The 17,660-nt window shown below is 77.1% G+C and carries 12 protein-coding genes; 2 read left to right on the forward strand and 10 right to left on the reverse strand.

Annotated elements, in window-relative coordinates; translation table 11 throughout:
• Nucleotides 1–125 precede the first annotated feature (125 nt).
• Both LO771_RS18430 and LO771_RS18435 read right to left on the reverse strand, forming a co-directional pair.
• A complete protein-coding gene (locus LO771_RS18430; RefSeq protein ID WP_230653841.1) occupies nt 126–3,878 on the reverse strand; it encodes a S8 family serine peptidase in 3,753 nt (1,250 codons plus the stop codon).
• A 418-nt stretch (nt 3,879–4,296) separates the two neighbouring features.
• The gene (locus LO771_RS18435) at nt 4,297–5,796 is read right to left on the reverse strand and encodes an MFS transporter (RefSeq protein WP_308188937.1); all 1,500 of its coding nucleotides are present in this window, start codon (nt 5,794–5,796) and stop codon (nt 4,297–4,299) included.
• Nucleotides 5,797–5,918: 122 nt separating this feature from the next.
• On the opposite strand from LO771_RS18435, the gene LO771_RS18440 reads away from it, so the two are divergent.
• Nucleotides 5,919–6,413 carry a MarR family winged helix-turn-helix transcriptional regulator gene (locus LO771_RS18440; protein WP_230653844.1) on the forward strand — a complete coding sequence of 165 codons (495 nt, stop codon included), beginning with the start codon at nt 5,919–5,921 and terminating at the stop codon, nt 6,411–6,413.
• Nucleotides 6,414–6,564: 151 nt separating this feature from the next.
• Here the strand turns inward: LO771_RS18440 and LO771_RS18445 are convergent, their stop codons facing one another.
• Together LO771_RS18445 and LO771_RS18450 are read right to left on the reverse strand one after the other, a co-directional pair.
• Nucleotides 6,565–6,990 carry a secondary thiamine-phosphate synthase enzyme YjbQ gene (locus LO771_RS18445; RefSeq protein WP_230653846.1) on the reverse strand — a complete coding sequence of 142 codons (426 nt, stop codon included), beginning with the start codon at nt 6,988–6,990 and terminating at the stop codon, nt 6,565–6,567.
• A 227-nt stretch (nt 6,991–7,217) separates the two neighbouring features.
• On the reverse strand, nt 7,218–7,640 hold the full coding sequence (locus LO771_RS18450; RefSeq protein ID WP_374228195.1) for a hypothetical protein: 423 nt from the start codon (nt 7,638–7,640) through the stop codon (nt 7,218–7,220).
• A 339-nt stretch (nt 7,641–7,979) separates the two neighbouring features.
• Between LO771_RS18450 and LO771_RS18455 the strand changes: the two genes are divergently transcribed.
• Complete coding sequence (locus tag LO771_RS18455) at nt 7,980–9,185, forward strand: spore photoproduct lyase family protein (protein WP_230653851.1); 1,206 nt, start codon at nt 7,980–7,982, stop codon at nt 9,183–9,185.
• Nucleotides 9,186–9,251: 66 nt separating this feature from the next.
• Here the strand turns inward: LO771_RS18455 and LO771_RS18460 are convergent, their stop codons facing one another.
• The 6 genes from LO771_RS18460 to LO771_RS18495 all read right to left on the reverse strand — a co-directional run bounded on the left by LO771_RS18460 (nt 9,252) and on the right by LO771_RS18495 (nt 17,555).
• On the reverse strand, nt 9,252–10,790 hold the full coding sequence (locus LO771_RS18460; protein ID WP_230653853.1) for an ATP-dependent DNA ligase: 1,539 nt from the start codon (nt 10,788–10,790) through the stop codon (nt 9,252–9,254).
• Between the two features lie 266 nt (nt 10,791–11,056).
• Entirely contained in the window at nt 11,057–12,520 is a 1,464-nt protein-coding gene (locus tag LO771_RS31105; protein WP_304944836.1) for a serine/threonine-protein kinase, read from the reverse strand.
• Nucleotides 12,521–12,718: 198 nt separating this feature from the next.
• Nucleotides 12,719–13,936 (reverse strand): glucose-1-phosphate adenylyltransferase, encoded by a 1,218-nt coding sequence (gene glgC / locus LO771_RS18480; RefSeq protein WP_230653856.1) that lies wholly within the window; start codon nt 13,934–13,936, stop codon nt 12,719–12,721.
• Nucleotides 13,937–14,066: 130 nt separating this feature from the next.
• Nucleotides 14,067–15,314, reverse strand: a complete 1,248-nt coding sequence (gene glgA / locus LO771_RS18485) for a glycogen synthase (protein ID WP_230653859.1) — start codon at nt 15,312–15,314, stop codon at nt 14,067–14,069.
• Nucleotides 15,311–16,957 carry a phosphoglucomutase (alpha-D-glucose-1,6-bisphosphate-dependent) gene (pgm, locus tag LO771_RS18490; RefSeq protein WP_230653862.1) on the reverse strand — a complete coding sequence of 549 codons (1,647 nt, stop codon included), beginning with the start codon at nt 16,955–16,957 and terminating at the stop codon, nt 15,311–15,313. Before pgm ends, glgA begins: the two co-directional genes overlap by 4 nt.
• Nucleotides 16,958–17,285: 328 nt before the next feature.
• A complete protein-coding gene (locus LO771_RS18495; RefSeq protein WP_230653864.1) occupies nt 17,286–17,555 on the reverse strand; it encodes a hypothetical protein in 270 nt (89 codons plus the stop codon).
• Nucleotides 17,556–17,660: the final 105 nt, after the last annotated feature.

Consider the following 17,660-nt stretch of genomic DNA (forward strand, 5'->3'; position numbering starts at 1 on the left):
GGCCGCCCGCAGCCGCGGCATCCCGCGAAGCCCCGGCCCGGCCGTCCGCCCGGGCGGACGGCGAGGGGCGGGGTGCCCGGGCACCCCGCCCCTGACGGCCGCCGGAGGGCGTGCGGCTCCGGCGGTTACCTCAGGCCGAACGCCCGGACGACCGTCTGGCTCACGGAGTTGCCCGCGGTGTCCCGGGCCGCCGCCCGCAGCGTCGCCCACCGGGCCCCGGCTGGTGCGTCCAGGCGGCCCTTCCAGTCGGGACCGGTGCGGCGCAGCCGGACCGGGTGCCAGGTCCTCCCGTCGTCGTAGGAGGCCTCCAGGGTGACGTCCCCGATCCGGCCCGTGCCGGTGGCGCCCGGCAGGTGCGACGGGGTGACCGTCAGTGCGGTGTGCCGGCGGGCCCGCCCCGCCAGGTCGGTCGCCACCGCGTAGTCCAGCTGCACCAGGGAGAGCGGCACCTGTGTGGTGTAGTCGCGGAACGCCGAGGTGAACGCCCACTCGGTGTGCGTGCGCGTGGAGTAGGGCCGGTTCGGCAGGTCACGCGTGGCGTCCACCACCATCCGGTACGGCAGCGGGTCCGGTGACACGTCGGCGAAGACGTAGTAGCCGCCCTCGGCGACCAGCCGGTCGCCCTGGTAGAGCGAGGTCTGCTGGGTCGTCCCGCCGTCGAAGACGATGCCGGTGTGGCCCTCCGAGTCGCCCCAGACCGGCATGGCGTAGACCCCGATGATGTCGCCGATCCGCGAGGGCGGGGTCGCCATGGCGCTGTCGCTCAGCAGCCGGGGGTGCTGCACGGGGGCGAGCCAGGCCTCCGCGGTGGTGCTGCGGGGCCGGTACGAGAGCGAGCGGCCGGTCTCGGTGAGGTCCGGGACGGCCACCTGGGTGACCCACTCGACGCCGGGAGCGGCGGTGAGCCAGACCGTGTACGCGCCCTGCGCCCGGACCTGGGTGGTCGCGGCGCCCATCGCCCACGAGAGGTCGGTGGACAGGTCGTAGCGGACGTCCACGGCCTCTCCCGGGCCGGTGTCGCGCACCGACTCGTCGATCCGGGCCAGCTCGCCCGGGCCGGGGCGGTAGCCCGGGTCGGCGGGGATCGCGCCGTCGTGGTGCCGCACGAGGTCGTAGAGGTAGTGCGGATAGGGGTGGGCGGACAGCTCGAGCCCCGTCAGGCCGTGGCGGATCCGGCGGAGCAGCCGTGCGCCGTCGTCGGTGTCCAGCGAGGCCACCGGCAGCGACGGGGCCTGCTCCATGGGGAGGTCGGCCCAGGCGTCCAGCGGGCCGTAGCCGTCGTTCAGGATCAGCAGCAGCCGTGCGCCCGCCCTGGCGGCCGCGGCGGCCTGCTCGGTCGCGGCCACCGTGCCACTGCGGCGGACGACCGCGATCCCGCCCCGGACCCGGATCCCGGCGAACTCGGCCGCCGAGCCGTCCCCGGCCCAGGCCAGCGGGTACCTGCCGGTGCCCTCGGCGGGCTTGGGGGAGAGGCTCTGCAGGTGCACGCTGCCGTAGCCCTCCCCGCCGGCCGAGACGGTGAGCGGGGGCTGCACAAGGCGCCAGCGGGTGGCGAAGGTGTACGAGCCCTGGGTCACCCTGCGCGTCGGGGTGGCCCAGAGGCTGTCGAACAGCCAGGGTTCGAGCTGGTAGCTGTCGACGAAGCGGTGCAGCGTGCCGTAGGAGCGGTACTGGTCGACCCGGAGGAAGCTCTGGGTGCCGGCCCGCGGGGTGACGGCGCGGACCCTGCGCAGCGCGGAGGCGTCGAGGACCAGTGTCCGGTCCTGGTCGGCGACCACCTCGGGGGCGCTGAGCACCGCGCGGCTGAGCGAGTGGGGGCTGTCGAGGCCCCGGACGTCGGCGTACATCCAGGCCGCGTAGGTGCTCGGACGCAGGGTCAGGTCCACCGTGCCGGACGCGTCGATCTGGACGACCCTCGGGAGCGTGTCCCGGGCGACGTCCTTCAGCACCAGGATGCCGGGCAGGGCGGAGCCGTCGCGGTCCTGGGCCCGGACGGAGAGGGTGATGCGCCGGCTCTGCCTGTTGACGCCCACCAGCGTCCGGGCGCGCACCGCGCCGTCCGGGCCGGAGGCGGTGAGCGCGGCGCTGTAGCCGGTGTCGTCGTCCGCCGCGTCGAGGTGGCTCACCACGCCCACCGTGGCGGTGCCGTGGGCGGGTACGGTCACCCGGGGAGAGGTCAGCGTGAGGAGCCCGGCGGGCACGCCCGGGGCCTGCAGCGCCAGGTCCAGGGTGACCGCACCGGAGCCGGTGTTGGTGTACGTGACGTCCTTGCGGACGGTCTGCCCCGCGGAGTACGGCCAGTGCGCCGAGGCGAACGCCGTCGCGGTGGCGAACACGTCGGCCTGCACGGCCGACGCGACGTCCAGCCGCCCGCTCCCGCCCGCGTACGGGCTGTACTGCGGGGTGGCCCTGGCGGTGCTGACCAGGGCGTCCTTCAGCTGCGGGCCCGTCCAGTCCGGGTGCTCGGCGGCCAGCAGGGCGGCGGCGCCGGCGACATGGGGCGTCGCCATCGAGGTGCCGCTCAGGGTGAGGTAGGAGCCCTCGCCCATCGGGGCGTACTGCGACCGGGCCGCGGTCACGGCGACACCGGGGGCGGTGATCTCGGGCTTGAGACCGTTGTCGCCCCGGCGCGGGCCGCGGCTGGAGAAGCCCGCCAGCCGGTCGGAGGTGTCCACCGCGCCGACCGTGAGCGCGGCGTCCGCGGTCCCGGGCGAGCCCACGCTGAACGGGGCCGGGCCCGCGTTGCCGGCGGCGATGACGAAGAGCGCCCCGGTCTCCGCGCTGAGCCGGTCGACCGCCTGGACCAGCGGGTCGGCGCCCTCACCGGGATCGCCGCCCAGGCTCATGCTGATGACCCTGGCGTGCTGCTCCCGGGCGGCCCACTCCATGCCGGCCACGATCCACGAGTCCTGGCCGGTGCCGTTGTCGTCGAGCACCTTGCCGATGTGCAGCCGGGCACCGGGGGCGACGCCCCGCTCCCTGCCGGCCGAGGCGGCGCCGGTGCCGGCGACGGTCGAGGCGACGTGGGTGCCGTGGCCCACCCGGTCGGTGGTGTCCTCACCGGGGACGAAGCTGGCCTCGGCGGCGATCCGCCCCGAGAAGTCCGGGTGGGCGTCGTCGATGCCGGTGTCGAGGACCGCGACGTCCACGTTCTGGCCGGTGTTCCCGGACGCCCAGACCGCGGGGGCGCCGATCTGCGCGGTGGTGTCGGACAGCAGCGCCCTGGCCTTGCCGTCCAGCCAGACCTTGGCGATGCCGGAGGACAGGACGGGGGCGGCGGTGCGGCGGCCCGCTGCGGCGTTCCGGCCGCCGGTCAGGGCGCCCCAGAAGTCCGCCGCCCGGGAGCGGCTCTCGGCCAGGGCCGCGCCCTGGATGCTGCTCAGCGTCCGGGTCCGGCGCGCCCCCTGCGGCACCGCCTGGCTGCGCGACCGGGCCGCAGCGTCGGTGTAGGTGACGATCAGCGGAAGCTGGTCGGTGTGCGCGTCGTCGTAGCCGGACTCGATGAGGCCGGTGACGTCGAAGAGGCGCTCGTCGAGCGCTCCGGAGGCGAGGTAGGGCAGCGCCGAGTCCGGATAGACATAGGTGCTCCGGCCCACCGTCATCACGTGGGCGCCCGCCGGGCCGCCGCCGGGGGCGTCCACCGTCGTGGTGGCGTGCCCGTCCGGGGTCCGGGTCACGGTGACCCGGTCGCCCGTGATCAGGGTGACCGTGTGCGGGGCCGCGTCGCGCCGTGCGGTCGCCGCGGCGGAGGGCGGGGGGGACGAGCCGGGGGGCGGCGGCTGTGCCGCGCCGGCGGTGGCCGGCGTGATCGCGGCCAGGACCGCGAGGGCGGCACCGACGGCCGTCAGCGCCGGCCTGGAGGGGCGGGGAAGTGGCAAGGGGGGCCCTTCGTCGGCGGTGCCGGCGGGGAGGGCCGTTCCTCCGGGAGCGCCGGCACATGATCGCGCGTCAGTCTGTGCCGGGCCCCGCTGGTGCGGGAAGGGACGGTGAGGAGCGGACGGAAAGTGTGCCCGAAAGCCCCTCGCCGGTGCGGCGTTCCGGCCCGAGGGGCACCGTGCACCCGCGCTCCGGGACCGCCGGCGGCGCGCCGTGGACCGGGGTCCGGGGACGCGGGCGCACCCGGTCGTGGTGCGGGGCGTGGCGGCTGGAGCCGTCCCGCGCCGGGCGGGCCGGGGCGACGGCGGCCCGTCCGCCGGGTCGGCGGTCCGCCACGGCGTCGGCGGTCCGGGGCGCGGGTGCCGTGGCGGAACGCCTCACCTGAGGATCGTCGTCACGCGGTCGGGCCGGGGTGCCGGATCACGAGGCCGGACCTGCGGCCGGTTCGGGCCGCCGGCCGGGCCTGCGCGCGCTCGCGGGCCCCGGTGCCGCGGGCGGGCGGGGCGCCGGGTGCCGCCGGAGCAGGACCGTCGCGGCCGACAGCGCCAGGAGGAGCAGCCCCGCTCCGACGGCGAAGGCGAGGTGGTAGCCCCCGGTGAGCGCGCCGGGACGGGAGCCGCCCTGGCGTACGAGGGCGTCGGTGCGGGTGGCCGCCAGGGCGGACAGCAGTGCCACGCCGAGCGCCGAGCCGATCTGCTGGGTGGTGTTGAACAGGCCCGAGACGAGTCCGGCCTCCCCGGCGTCGGCGCCGGACATGCCCAGTGCGGTGAGCGCGGGCATCGCCAGGCCGAACCCGGCGACGAGCAGCATGGAGGGCAGCACGTCACGGACGTAGTCGGCGTGCACGGGCAGCCTGGCGAGCAGGGCGAGCGCACCGGTCAGCAGGACGAGCCCGGCACGCAGCACGGCACGCTCCCCGTGCCGGGCGATCAGCCGGGCCGAGGCGCCCAGCGAGACGGCGCCGATGGCGAGGGCGGCGGGCAGCATCGCCAGTCCGGTGCGGGTCGCGTCGTAGCCGAGGACGTTCTGCAGGTAGAGCGCCACCAGGACCTGGAAGGCGAACAGGGCCGCGACCAGGAGGAGTTGGACGAGGTTGGCGCCGGCCACGGCGCGCGGACGCAGCACGCGCAGCGGGAGCAGGGGGGTACGGGCGCGGGACTGGCGCAGGAGGAAGGCCGCGACCAGGGCCGCGCCCGCGAGGACCGGGACGAGCGTGCGTGGCGCAGCCCACCCGTACGTCGCGGCGCCGACGATGCCGTACAGCGCGGCCATGAGGCCCGCGGTGATCAGGAGCGCGCCCCACAGGTCGGCCCCGGCGCGGAGCCCGAGCCCGCGGTCGGCGGGGAGCGCGGGCCCCGCCAGGGCGAGGACGGCGGCGCCGACGGGCAGGTTGACCAGGAAGACCCAGTGCCAGTCCAGCACGTCGGTGAGCACCCCGCCGAGCACCTGTCCCGCCGAGGCCCCGGCGGCGCCGGTGAAGCCGAAGACCGCGAGGGCGCGGGCCCGTTCGCGGCCCTCGGGGTGGAGGGCGGCGAGGATGCCGAGGCCCACGGCCGCCGTCATGGCGCTGCCCGCCCCCTGCAGGAGGCGGGCAGCGATCAGGACGGCGGGTCCCGCGGCGAGGCCGGCCAGCAGCGAGGCGGCGGTGAAGACGGCCGTGCCGGCGACGAACACCCGTGTGCGGCCGAGGAGGTCGCCGAGCCGGCCGGCGAGCAGCAGCAGGCTGCCGAAGACGACGAGGTAGGCGTTGACGACCCAGGTCAGGCCCTCGGGGCCGAGGCCGAGGTCGCGCTGGACGGCCGGCATGGCCACGGTGACGACGGAACCGTCCAGCACCGTCATCAGCGTGCTCGCGGCGATGACGCCGAGCGCGAGGCCGCGGCGCGGTGGACGGGGGGATCCGGAAGGGGGCAGAGGCACGGCGGCCCCTCCTGTCGCAGCGTGTGCGGGCGGCGCGCCGGGCGGCGCGACAGAAGGACCGTAGCAGATAGTCCCGTTGCAGACTATATTTTTCGGATGCAGTTGTGGACTACGCTGGACCCATGACCGCCATGTCGCCGTCGCCCGACCGCACCCAGCCGGACCTGTCGTACCTCCTGGACCACACCGGACACGTGCTGCGCACCCGGATGGCGGCGGAGCTCGCCGAGATCGGGCTCACCGCACGCATGCACTGCGTGCTCGTGCACGCGCTGGAGGAAGAGCGCACCCAGGCCCAGCTCGCCGAGATCGGCGACATGGACAAGACCACGATGGTGGTGACCGTCGACGCCCTCGAGCAGGCAGGGCTCGCCGAGCGCCGCCCCTCCGCCACCGACCGGCGGGCCCGGATCATCGCGGTCACGGAGGAGGGCGCGCGCGTCGCGGAGCGCAGCCGGCGGATCGTGGACGCGGTCCACGAACAGGCCCTCGCCGCCCTTCCGGAGAAGGACCGCGCCACGTTCCTGCGCGCCCTGACCAGCCTGGCCACCGGCCACCTGGGGACCCCCTCCCCCGCCCCCGCGGGCACGGCACGGCGGGCCCGCCAGCGCAGTTAGCCCGCGGCGCCGGCCGCGACCCGTCCCACGGGAGGCCGGGCGTCGCGCGCCCGGACACGGGCGCACCGCAGCCCCTCCCCGTGTCCGCGGGGCACCCGGAGCCCGCCGGACCGCACAGCAGGGCCGGGCCGGCGGCGCGGCGGTCGGCCGGTCAGCCCCCGAGGAAGGAGAGGCGGACGGTGCGGCGCGGGTTGTCGCGGTTGGTGTCGACCAGCACGACGGACTGCCAGGTGCCCAGCGCCAGACGGCCCTCCACCACGGGCAGCGTGGCGTGCGGGGGGACGAGGGCGGGCAGGACGTGGTCGCGGCCGTGCCCGGCGCTGCCGTGGCGGTGGCGCCACCGGTCGTCGGCGGGCAGCAGGTCCCGGAGGGCGGCCAGCAGGTCGTCGTCGCTGCCCGCGCCCGTCTCGATGACCGCGATCCCGGCGGTGGCGTGGGGGACGAAGACGTTCAGCAGGCCGTCGCGGCCGCCGGCGGTCTCGTCGAGGAAGGCGGCGCAGCGGTCGGTGATGTCCACCGCCGCCTCCCGGGAGCCGGTGGTGAGGTCGAAGGCGCGGGTGAGGAAGGTGTCGGCCATGGACCCATCGTGCCGGTCCGGGGCCGCCGGTGCGGCACGCCCCGCGGGTCCGGGCGCGCCGCGGTGCGGTGCGGGTCGGTGCGGTGCGGGTCGGTGCCGTGCGGGTCGGTGCCGTGCGGGTCGGTGCCGTGCGGGTCGGTGCCGTGCGGGTCGGTGCCGTGCGGCCGTCGGGCCCGGCCGGACGCCCGACCCGTCGCGGGAGGGCGTCCGGCCGTTGCTGCGGCGGGTCAGGCGCCCGGCGCGGCCTCGTGGCCGGGGTGCCCGGCGGTGCGGCGGCGCTGCTTCATCTCGGCCTCGTACACGTGCCGCCGTCCGCCGACGAGCTCCTGACGGGTCCTCTCCTCCAGTTCGCGGAAGAGGGCGTAGTACCCGTCGTCGAACTCCTCGACGACCTGGAAGGTCCACCGCCCCTGGAGGACGTTGCGGCCCACGAGGCGTTCGCGCACCTCGGCGGCGAGGCGGTCGCGGCCCAGCGCCTCCAGGGAGGCCACCACGTCGTCGAGCATCGCGTCGGCCCGGCCGACGAGCTGGTGGAAGTCGTACAGGGCCCCGCGGGCCCGCTCCAGCCTCTCCAGCGCCTCCGAGAAGCGGCCGGCGGCCTCCACGGCGGCGTCGGGGGTGCCGGGCGGGCGGCTGTGCGCGGCGTCCACGGACGCCGCGCCGCCCGCGCCCGCCGCGCCCCCCGCCGTTCCGTCCACCGCCGCCGTCCCGTCCCGCTGGTCCACGCCGCCTCCCGGTCGTCGCCGGGCGCGCCTCCGCACGCCCTGCCGTTCCCTGTCCTGCCGTGCCCGGCCCCGGCGCGCCGCGTCCTGCCGTCCGCGTCCTGCCGCCGTCCGCCGTGCGGCCGCGGGCACGCCCGGCGGGTCCGCGCCGGCCCGTGCACCGCCTACCCCGGATCCGGGCCCGTGCCCCGGCCCGGCGCTGCCGCCATCCGTACGGGCCGGCCGCTAGGCTGACCGGCGGTACCGCCCCGCACCACCGGAGCCCGCATGCGACCCCAGTCCGAGGACCCCCGGTCCGACGGCCCGCGCTCCGGAGTCCGCCGGCCCGACGGCCCGGGCCCCGAGCCCGAGGGCCTCTTCCCGCTGGAGGACGTGCTGCCCGCCCCCGCGGGCGGCCACCGCGCCCCGGCCGCCGCGGCCCGCCTGTTCGACGTGCGGGAGGTCTACGCGGAGCCGGAGGCCGCCGCCTCGCCGCGCGGCCGCCAGGTGCTGGCGCGGTTCCCGGGGGCCCGGCTGGTGGAGGTGGACTCGCACTGGCGGATCCCCCGCCTGCACGGCAACGAGGGCAACGTCGAGCGCTGGGTGCGGGTGAAGACGGAGACGCTGGTGCTGGGCGTCCGCAAGACGCTCACCACCCGGCCCAACGGCCGCTCCGCGGACTGGATCGCGCCCGGCGCCTCCAACGGCTGCGCCATGGCGTGCGCGTACTGCTACGTCCCGCGCCGCAAGGGGTACGCCAACCCGGTCACCGTCTTCACCAACATCGACCGGATCGTCGCCCACCTCGACCGGCACGTCGCCCGCCAGGGCCCCAAGCCCGAGCCCAACCAGTGCGACCCGGACGCCTGGGTGTACGACGTCGGCGAGAACGGCGACTGCTCGGTCGACGCGCTGATCTGCGACAACACCGCCGACCTGGTGCGGGCCTTCCGCGGCTGGCCGACGGCCAAGGCGTCCTTCGCGACCAAGTTCGTCAACCGGGACCTGCTGGACCTCGACCCCCGCGGCCGGACCCGGATCCGCTTCTCGGTGATGCCGCCGGAGGACTCCCGGCTGCTCGACGTGCGCACCAGCCCGGTGGCCGAGCGGATCGCCGCGGCCGGGGACTTCCTGGAGGCCGGGTACGAGGTCCACTTCAACCTCTCGCCGGTGGTGCTGCGGCCCGGCTGGGAGGACGCCTGGGCGGACCTGCTGCGCCGGATGGACGACGTGCTCCCGGCCGCCGTCAAGGCGCAGGCCGCCGCCGAGGTCATCCTGCTGACCCACAACCGCGAGCTGCACGAGGTGAACCTGGGCTGGCACCCGCGCGCCGAGGAGGTGCTGTGGCGGCCGGGGCTCCAGGAGGGCAAGCGCTCGGAGAACGGCGCGTGGAACGTCCGCTACCGCGCCGGGGTGAAGGGCCCGGCGGTGCAGCGGATGCGGGAGCTGGTGGCCGCCCACGCGCCCTGGCTCACCGTCCGCTACGCCTTCTGAGCCCTTCCGAGCCCTTTCCGAGTCCTTCGGGACCCTCCCGGGCCCGTGCCCGGGGGCCGGGGGTGCCTACAGCCCCTCGGCGGCCAGCTCGCGCACCGCGGCGACGGTGTCGGCCTCCGCCGGTCCCTTGTCGTCGCGGTACCGCAGCACCCGGGCGAACCGCAGCGCCAGCCCCGCCGGGTACCGGGGGCTGCGCTGCAGGCCGTCGAAGGCGATCTCCACCACCAGCTCCGGGCGGACGTGCACCGTGGAGGCGGAGCGGTCGACCTCGCGGGCCAGCAGCTCCCGGGTCTGCCAGGCCAGCAGGTCGTCGGTGAGGCCCTTGAAGGTCTTGCCGAGCATCACCCACGGGCCCAGCCCGTCGGCCTCCCCGCCGCGCGCCGCCAGGTGGAGGTTGCTCAGCAGGCCGCGGCGGCGCCCGCTCCCCCACTCCGCGGCCGTCACCACCAGGTCGAGGGTGTGGCGGGGCTTCACCTTGATCCAGCCCGCGCCCCGGCGCCCGGCCGCGTACGGGGCGTCCGGGTCCTTGACGACCACGCCCTCGTGGCCGCGCCCCAGGGCGCCGCGGAGGAAGGCGTGCGCCTCGTCCGGGTCGCCGGTGACCGTGCGCGGCACCCGCAGTCCGGACGGCAGGGCCTGGCCGAGGGCGTCCCAGCGGCGGCCGCCGGGCAGGTCGAGCAGGTCCTCGCCGTCGCGGTGCAGCAGGTCGAAGAAGAGGACGTGGAGCGGCACCTCGGCGCACAGCCGCTCCGGGTCCTGCCGGGAGGCGGTGCGGGCGGAGGTGACCTGGAACGGGCGGGGCCGACCGTCCGGGGCGAGGGCCAGGGCCTCGCCGTCGAGGACGGCGCTGCGCAGCGGCAGGGAGGCGGCGGCCTCGACCACCTCCGGCACCCGGGCGGTGATGTCGTCCAGGCTGCGGGTGAAGACCGCCACGTCGTCCCCGTCGCGGTGCACCTGCACCCGGATGCCGTCGAGCTTCCACTCCAGGGCCGCGGGGCTGATCCGCTCCAGGGCGGCGGCGACGTCGGGCGCGGAGGCGGCGAGCATCGGCCGCACCGGACGGCCGACCTCCAGGCCGAAGGCGCGCAGCGCGGGGGCGCCGCCGGTGAGGGCGGCCTCGGCGACGGCCCGTGCCGAACCGCGGAACATGAGCGCCCTGCGCACGTCGGCCGCCGGTACGTCCGCCGCCTTCGCGACGGCGTCGCCCACCACGGCGTCCAGCGCGCCCTGGCGCAGCTCGCCGACCAGGGCGCCCGTGAGGAGGCGCTGCTCCTCGGCGGTGGCGCGGCCGAGGAGGGCGTGGAGCAGGCGGCGGCGCTCGGCCTGGGCGCCCGCGCCGTGCACGGCGGCGAGGACGGCCAAGGCGTCCTCGGTCTCGCGGACGCCGAGGGAGGGGCGGTCCGCCGGGGGCGGGAGGTCCCGCAGGGCGGCCGGGCCGACCCCGATCCGCTGCCGCCGGGACTCGCCCGACAGCAGCGCCACCGCGGCGGGGGCCTCCTCCGGGCCCAGCTCGCGCAGGCAGGCGGCGAGCAGGGCGGTCTTGGCGTTGCGGGCCGGCTCCTCGGCGGCGGCGCGGGAGGCGAGGGCCAGGCGGTGCAGGAGCATGCGCGGGTCTCCGGGACGGGGCGGGGCGCCGCCGGGGACCCGGCGGACCTGCCCGGATCCCTACCCGGCCGGGGGGCGCGGCCACCACCGGGGCCGCCGCGCCACCCGGCGGGCGGGGCGGGGGGCCGGGGACGTGTCCGCGGGGGTGGGCTCGGGGGTCTGCGGGGGGCCTGCGGGTCTGCGGAGGGTGGGGCCTGCGGGTCCGCGGGGCCGGTGTCCCAGGGCGCGGAGCCCCGGACGGGCGGCTGAGGGCGGGACCGGGGCAGTCAGCGGGGGCCGTGGCCGCGGACACCGACGGGGCCGCCGCCCGGGCCCGGGCGCACTCCCCCGCCGTGCCCCTCGGCCCCGCCCTTCGGCCTGCCCTCCCCCTTCGGCCTGCCCTTCCCGTGCCCCTTGCCCCCGCCGCCCTTGCCCTCCCCCTTCGGCTTGCCCTTCCCGTGCCCCTTGCCCCCGCCGCCCTTGCCCTCCCCCTCCCCCTTGCCCTCGGCACCCTTGGCCTTGCCCTCGGCGCCCTTGGCCTTGCCGCCGCCCTTCTGGCGGGCATGGCCCTTGGCCGCGCCGGAGGCCGCGGCCTTGGAGGCCGTACGGGCCGCCGCGGGGGCTCCGGGGCGGATCCGGGCGGACACGGGGGCGACGCCCCCGGGGGCGGAGGTGCGGAGGGCCGGGGTGCGGGGAGCGGCGGTCCGGGCGGGTCCGGACCCGTGGGCGGCGGGCGCGGACGGCCCGCCGGCCGCCGGGGCGGAGGGCCCGCCCGGAGCGGACGCCCGGTCCGCACCGCCGGAGGCCGCCAGGGTGGCGCCCCCGCAGGCGAGTCCGGCGCAGGCGAGCCCGGCGGCGACGGCGAGCACGGGGCGCCGGTGCGGGCGGCGGGGGGCGGGGACGGCGGCCTCCGCCTCGGCCGTACCGGCCTCGTCGAGCAGGAGGCCGCAGGTCCGGGCGTCGGGGCGGTCCTCGGGCCGCTCGGCGGTCATCCGGCGCAGGAGGGTGGGGAGCCGGGCCTCGCCGCCGGGGACGGCCGGGGAGCGGTGGAGGCGCGCGACGGCGGACTCCATCGGCGGCCCGGGGTACTCCCGGCGGCCCGTCAGGCACTCCAGCAGCAGCAGCCCGAGGGCGTAGACGTCGGAGGCCGGGCAGGCCCCGAGGCCGCGCACCTGCTCGGGGGCGAGGTAGGCGGCGGTGCCGACCACCTTGTTGGTGGCGGTCATGCCGCCGCCGTCGACCAGGCGGGAGACGCCGAAGTCGGCGAGGCGGGGGGAGCCCTCCCGGTCGACGAGGACGTTGGCGGGCTTGACGTCGCGGTGGACGACCCCCCGGGCGTGGACGTGCGCGAGGGCGCGGGCCAGGGCGGCGCCGAAGGGCGCCACGTCGGCGGGCGGCAGCGGACCGTCGCGCAGCACGTCCCGCAGGGAGCGGCCCTCGACGAGTTCCAGGGCGAGGTGGGACCGGCCGTCGCAGTGCCCGTAGTCGTAGACCGTCACCAGGCCGGGGTGGTCGAGGCGGGCGAGGAGCCGTGCCTCGCCGGCGAACCGGGCGCCGGCCTCGGGACCGCACTCGGGGCGGAAGACCTTCAGGGCGACGGGGCGGCCCAGCCGCTCGTCGACGGCCCGGTGGACGTCGGCGGTGGCGCCGCTGCCGAGGAGCCCCTGGAGCCGGTAGCGGCCGGCGTAGGGGGCGGGCGGGAGACCGGCGGTGGGGGCCTGGGTCTGCGCCTCCTCGGTCTGGGCCGTCATCACGGGGTCCTCTCTGCCGGGGTCTGCCGGGTTCTGCGGGAGTCTGCCGGGGCCGGATGAACAACCGGTGGGAGTCGCGGGCCCGCATGCCTCGGCGGTGCCCCGCTCCCCTACCCCGGTCCGGCGGCGGCATCCCGCCGGGATGCCGCCGCCGCGGCGGACGGCCGGAACCCGGCCCCCGGCCGTCCCCGCCCGCGGTCAGTCGACCCGCTGCCCCTTGGCGAGGGCCACCACGCCGGCCGCCGAGACGGTGTAGAGCTCGCGGTCGCGCTGGGGGTTGACGCCGATGGTGGCGCCGGGCGGCACGACGACGTTCTTGTCGAGGATCGCCCGGCGGACCACCGCGCCGCGGCCGATCCGCACCCCGTCCAGCAGCACCGAGCCCTGGACGACGGCGCCCTCCTCGACGACGACGCCCGGTGAGAGCACCGACTGGGTGACCTGCCCGCTGACGATGCACCCGGCGCTGACCATGGACTCGCTTGCGATGCCGCCCGCGACGAACTTGGCGGGCGGCAGCTGCGCGGGGTGGGTGAAGATCGGCCACTGCCGGTTGTACAGGTTGAAGACGGGGTGGATCGAGATGAGGTCCAGGTGGGCCTCGTAGTAGGAGTCCAGGGTGCCGACGTCCCGCCAGTAGCCGTGGTCGCGCTCGGTCTCGCCGGGCACGTGGTTGTCGTCGAAGTCGTACACCATCGCCTGCCCGCTGCCGGCGAGCATCGGCATGATGTCGCCGCCCATGTCGTGGCGGGAGGAGGGGTTCTCGGCGTCGCGCTGCAGGGCGTCGACGAGGACCTTGGTGGAGAAGACGTAGTTGCCCATGGAGGCGAACACCCGGCCGGGGTCGCCGGGCAGGCCGGGCGGGTCGGCGGGCTTCTCCAGGAAGTCGGAGACGCGCCGCCCGTCGGAGGCGGTGGAGATCACGCCGAAGGCGGACGCCTGCTCGCGCGGCACCCTGATCCCGGCGACGGTGACGCCCGCGCCGGACTCGATGTGGGCCTGCAGCATCTGCTGCGGGTCCATGCGGTAGACGTGGTCGGCGCCGAACACCACGATGTGGTCGGGCTGCTCGTCGTGGACGAGGTTGAGCGACTGGTAGATGGCGTCGGCGCTGCCCAGGTACCAGCGGGGGCCGAGGCGCTGCTGCGCGGGCACGGGGGTGACGTAGTCGCCGGTGAGGCCGGAGAGCCGCCAGGTGGTGGCCAGGTGGCGGTCGAGCGAGGACGACTTGTACTGGGTGAGGACGCAGATGCGGGTGATGCCGCCGTTGACGAGGTTGGAGAGGACGAAGTCCACGAGCCGGTAGGCGCCGCCGAAGGGCACGGCGGGTTTGGCGCGGGCGGCGGTCAGCGGCATCAGCCGCTTGCCCTCCCCGCCCGCGAGTACGACGCCCAGCACCGATGGTCCACCGCGCATCCTGCGCTCCTTCCCGCCCTGCGCCGCACCGATGCGTGCGGCGCCTTCCCGCGCCGTGCCGCGGCGTTCCGTGCCGCGCCGCGGCGGACCCGGGGCCGGTTCCGGTACCGCCCCGGGTCCGTCGGCGGCCTCAGCGCCCGGCCAGCAGCTCCTCGTAGAGCGCGACCGTGCGCCGGGCCACCGCGTCCCAGCCGAACTCCTCCTCCGCGCGGCGCCGCCCCTCGGCGCCCATGGCCGCCGCCCGCTCCGGGTCGCCGACCAGGGCGTTGACGGAGGCGGCGAGCCCGGCCTCGAACCCGGCCGGGTCGTCCTCCCGGCAGGGCACGAGCAGGCCGGTGCGCCCGTGGTCGACCACCTCGGGGATGCCGCCGACGTCGGAGGCGACGACGGCGGTGCCGCACGCCATGGCCTCCAGGTTGACGATGCCGAGCGGCTCGTAGACCGAGGGGCAGGCGAAGACGGTGGCGTGGGTGAGGAGCTGGACGACGTCCTCGCGGGGCAGCATCTCGGGGATCCAGAAGACGCCCTCGCGCTGCTGCCGCAGCTCCGTGACCAGGTCGTGGAACTCGTCGCCGAGCGCCTCGGTGTCGGGCGCGCCCGCGCAGAGCACCAGCTGCACGCCGGGCTCGAAGGCGCGGGCGGCGCGCAGCAGGTGGGGCACGCCCTTCTGCCGGGTGATGCGGCCGACGAAGACCACGGTGGGGCGGCCGGGGTCGATGCCGTGCCGCCGCAGCACGCCGGTGTCCGGGTCGGGCCGGTACAGGCCGGTGTCGATGCCGTTGTGGACGACGTGCACCCGGGCCGGGTCCAGCGCCGGGTAGCAGTCCAGCAGGTCCCGCCGCATGCCGTGGGAGACGGCGACGACGGCGTCGGCGGCCTCCACGGCGGTGCGCTCGGCCCACGAGGAGAGGGCGTAGCCGCCGCCGAGCTGCTCGGCCTTCCAGGGCCGCAGCGGCTCCAGCGAGTGGGCGGTCACCACGTGGGGGACGCCGTGCAGGAGCTTGGCGAGGTGCCCGGCCAGGTTGGTGTACCAGGTGTGGCTGTGGACCAGGTCGCGGCCGGCGACGGCGTCCGCCATGGCCAGGTCGACGCCGAAGGTGCGCAGGGCGGTGTCGGCGGCGGCGAGGTCGGCGGGCACCGGGTGGCGGTGGACGCCCTCGCGGGCGGCGCGGTGGACGGCGTGGCCGTCCTGCCCGGCGACGGCCCAGCAGTGGACCTCCAGGTCGGTGAGGCGCCGCAGCTCGCGGGCGAGGAACTCGGCGTGGACCCCGGCGCCGCCGTAGACGTCCGGCGGGTACTCGCGGGTCAGCAGGGCGACCCGCGGGCGCCGGGCGGCGCCGCCGCGGGCCCCCTCGGCGCTCCCCCCGGCGGCCGTCATCCGGCGTCGCCGAGGGCTGCGGCGACGAGGGCCCTGGCCTCGTCCTGGACGCGGGCGAGATGCTCGGGCCCCCGGAAGCTCTCGGCGTAGACCTTGTAGACGTCCTCGGTGCCGGAGGGCCGGGCGGCGAACCAGGCGCTGTCGGTGCAGACCTTGAGCCCGCCGACGGCGGCGCCGTTGCCGGGGGCCTCGGTGAGGACGGCGGTGACCGGTTCGCCGGCCAGGGTGTCGGCGGTGACCCGGTCCGGGGAGAGCTTCGCCAGGACGGCCTTCTCCTCGCGGGTGGCGGGGGCGTCGACGCGCGCGTAGGCGGGGTCGCCGAAGCGGGCGGTGAGCTCGGCGTAGTGCTGCGAGGGGGTGCTGCCGGTGACGGCGGTGATCTCGGAGGCGAGCAGGGCCAGCAGAATGCCGTCCTTGTCGGTGGTCCACACCCCGCCGTCGCGGCGCAGGAAGGAGGCGCCGGCGGACTCCTCGCCGCCGAAGCCGATGCTGCCGTCGAAGAGGCCGTCGACGAACCACTTGAAGCCGACCGGGACCTCGACGAGCCGCCGGCCGAGGTCCTGCGCCACCCGGTCGATCATGGAGGAGGAGACGAGGGTCTTGCCGATCCCGGCCCCCGCCGGCCAGCCGTCGCGGTGGGAGAAGAGGTAGCGGATGGCGACGGCGAGGTAGTGGTTGGGGTTCATCAGGCCGCCGTCGGGGGTGACGATGCCGTGCCGGTCCGCGTCGGCGTCGTTCCCGGTGGAGACGGTGTAGGCGTCGCGCTGCGCGATGAGGGAGGCCATCGCGTACGGGGAGGAGCAGTCCATGCGGATCTTCCCGTCCCAGTCCAGCGTCATGAACCGCCAGGTGGGGTCGGCGAGCGGGTTGACCACGGTGAGGTCGAGGCGGTGGCGTTCGGCGATGCGGCCCCAGTAGGCGACGGAGGCGCCGCCGAGGGGGTCGGCGCCGATCCGCACCCCGGCGTCGCGGACGGCGTCGAGGTCGAGGACGGCGGGCAGGTCGTCGACGTAGGCGCCGAGGAAGTCGTGGCGGCCGGTGGTGTCGGCGGCCAGCGCCCGGGTGTACGGGATGCGGCGGACCTCCTTGAGGCCGCCCTCGATGAGGGCGTTGGCGCGGTCCTGGATCCAGGAGGTGGCGTCGGAGGCGGCCGGGCCGCCGTTCGGCGGGTTGTACTTGAAGCCGCCGTCGGCGGGCGGGTTGTGGGAGGGCGTCACCACGATGCCGTCGGCGAGGCCGGAGGTGCGGCCGCGGTTGTGCGCGAGGATCGCGTGCGAGACGGCGGGGGTGGGGGTGTAGCCGTCCGCGGAGTCGACCAGCACGGTGACGCCGTTGGCGGCCAGCACCTCCAGGGCGGTGACCCGGGCGGGCTCGGACAGGGCGTGGGTGTCGGCGCCGAGGAAGAGCGGGCCGTCGATGCCCTGCGCGGCGCGGTGGTCGCAGATCGCCTGGCTGGTGGCGGCGATGTGGTCCTCGTTGAAGGCCGCGTTCAGGGAGGAGCCCCGGTGGCCGGAGGTGCCGAAGGCGACCCGCTGCGCGGGGTCGGCCGGGTCGGGGTGGAGGGCGTAGTAGGCCGTCACCAGCCGCGCCACGTCCACCAGGTCTCCGGGCTGCGCCGGCTGCCCGGCCCGCTCGTGCACCATCGTGTCTCCTCGCTCGGGGTCCCCGGGGGGCCGTCCGTCACTGGCACCTGCCCGGCGGTCGCGGCCGGTACGCGGCCGGGGCACCGGGCCGCGGCGTGGGGCCGGGGCACCGGGCCGCGGCGCGGGGCGGCCCGCGCCGTGATCCATGCCCAGCCCGGGGAGGATCGACTCCTGCGGGGGGCCGCTTTGCCGCGGAAGGCGGTCCCGGGCGCGCCGCGGGGGCCAGGTGCGGCGCGGAGGGGGCGTGTGCAGCGCCTCAGGGGCGCGCACAGGACGGCGAGGGCCCGGCGGACGGGTGTCCGCCGGGCCCTCGCCGAGGTGCGGGGAGTCAGCCGCGGCCTCCGAAGAGGCTGCGCCGCAGCCGCCGGAGCGGTGCGAGGAGCGAGACCCGGGCGCTGCCGCGGCCCGGGGCTGCCGGCGTGCTCACGCCGCGCGGCGTGAGCTCCCTTATCAGGCCTGCCGCGTCGGCGGTGTCGACCGCCGGGAGCGCGGGCGCGCCCAGGACCGCCAGGTGGCGGTCGATGCGCCGACCCGTTGCGCCGGCTCCGCACTGGATGGCCGGCACGCGGGCCCTGCTGCGCACATGCATCTGTTCCATGAGACTTCCCACCCCTACCAGGCGCCAGGGCCGTGGGCGAAGACTACCCGTGCGGGGCGGCCGTCATACAACCGTCCCTGTGATTGGTCACCGTACCGTGCGGCC

This window comes from Streptacidiphilus sp. ASG 303 (assembly GCF_020991365.1).
In the GTDB taxonomy this organism is placed as follows: domain Bacteria; phylum Actinomycetota; class Actinomycetes; order Streptomycetales; family Streptomycetaceae; genus Peterkaempfera.

Bases quoted from the DNA above. Each gene is read 5' to 3' on its own strand.
- LO771_RS18440 (WP_230653844.1), top strand. From the start codon at position 5,919: ATGACCGCCATGTCGCCGTCGCCCGACCGCACCCAGCCGGACCTGTCG.
- LO771_RS18445 (WP_230653846.1), bottom strand. From the start codon at position 6,990: ATGGCCGACACCTTCCTCACCCGCGCCTTCGACCTCACCACCGGCTCC.
- LO771_RS18455 (WP_230653851.1), top strand. From the start codon at position 7,980: ATGCGACCCCAGTCCGAGGACCCCCGGTCCGACGGCCCGCGCTCCGGA.
- LO771_RS18460 (WP_230653853.1), bottom strand. From the start codon at position 10,790: ATGCTCCTGCACCGCCTGGCCCTCGCCTCCCGCGCCGCCGCCGAGGAG.
- LO771_RS31105 (WP_304944836.1), bottom strand. From the start codon at position 12,520: ATGACGGCCCAGACCGAGGAGGCGCAGACCCAGGCCCCCACCGCCGGT.
- glgC (WP_230653856.1), bottom strand. From the start codon at position 13,936: ATGCGCGGTGGACCATCGGTGCTGGGCGTCGTACTCGCGGGCGGGGAG.
- glgA (WP_230653859.1), bottom strand. From the start codon at position 15,314: ATGACGGCCGCCGGGGGGAGCGCCGAGGGGGCCCGCGGCGGCGCCGCC.
- pgm (WP_230653862.1), bottom strand. From the start codon at position 16,957: ATGGTGCACGAGCGGGCCGGGCAGCCGGCGCAGCCCGGAGACCTGGTG.
- LO771_RS18495 (WP_230653864.1), bottom strand. From the start codon at position 17,555: ATGGAACAGATGCATGTGCGCAGCAGGGCCCGCGTGCCGGCCATCCAG.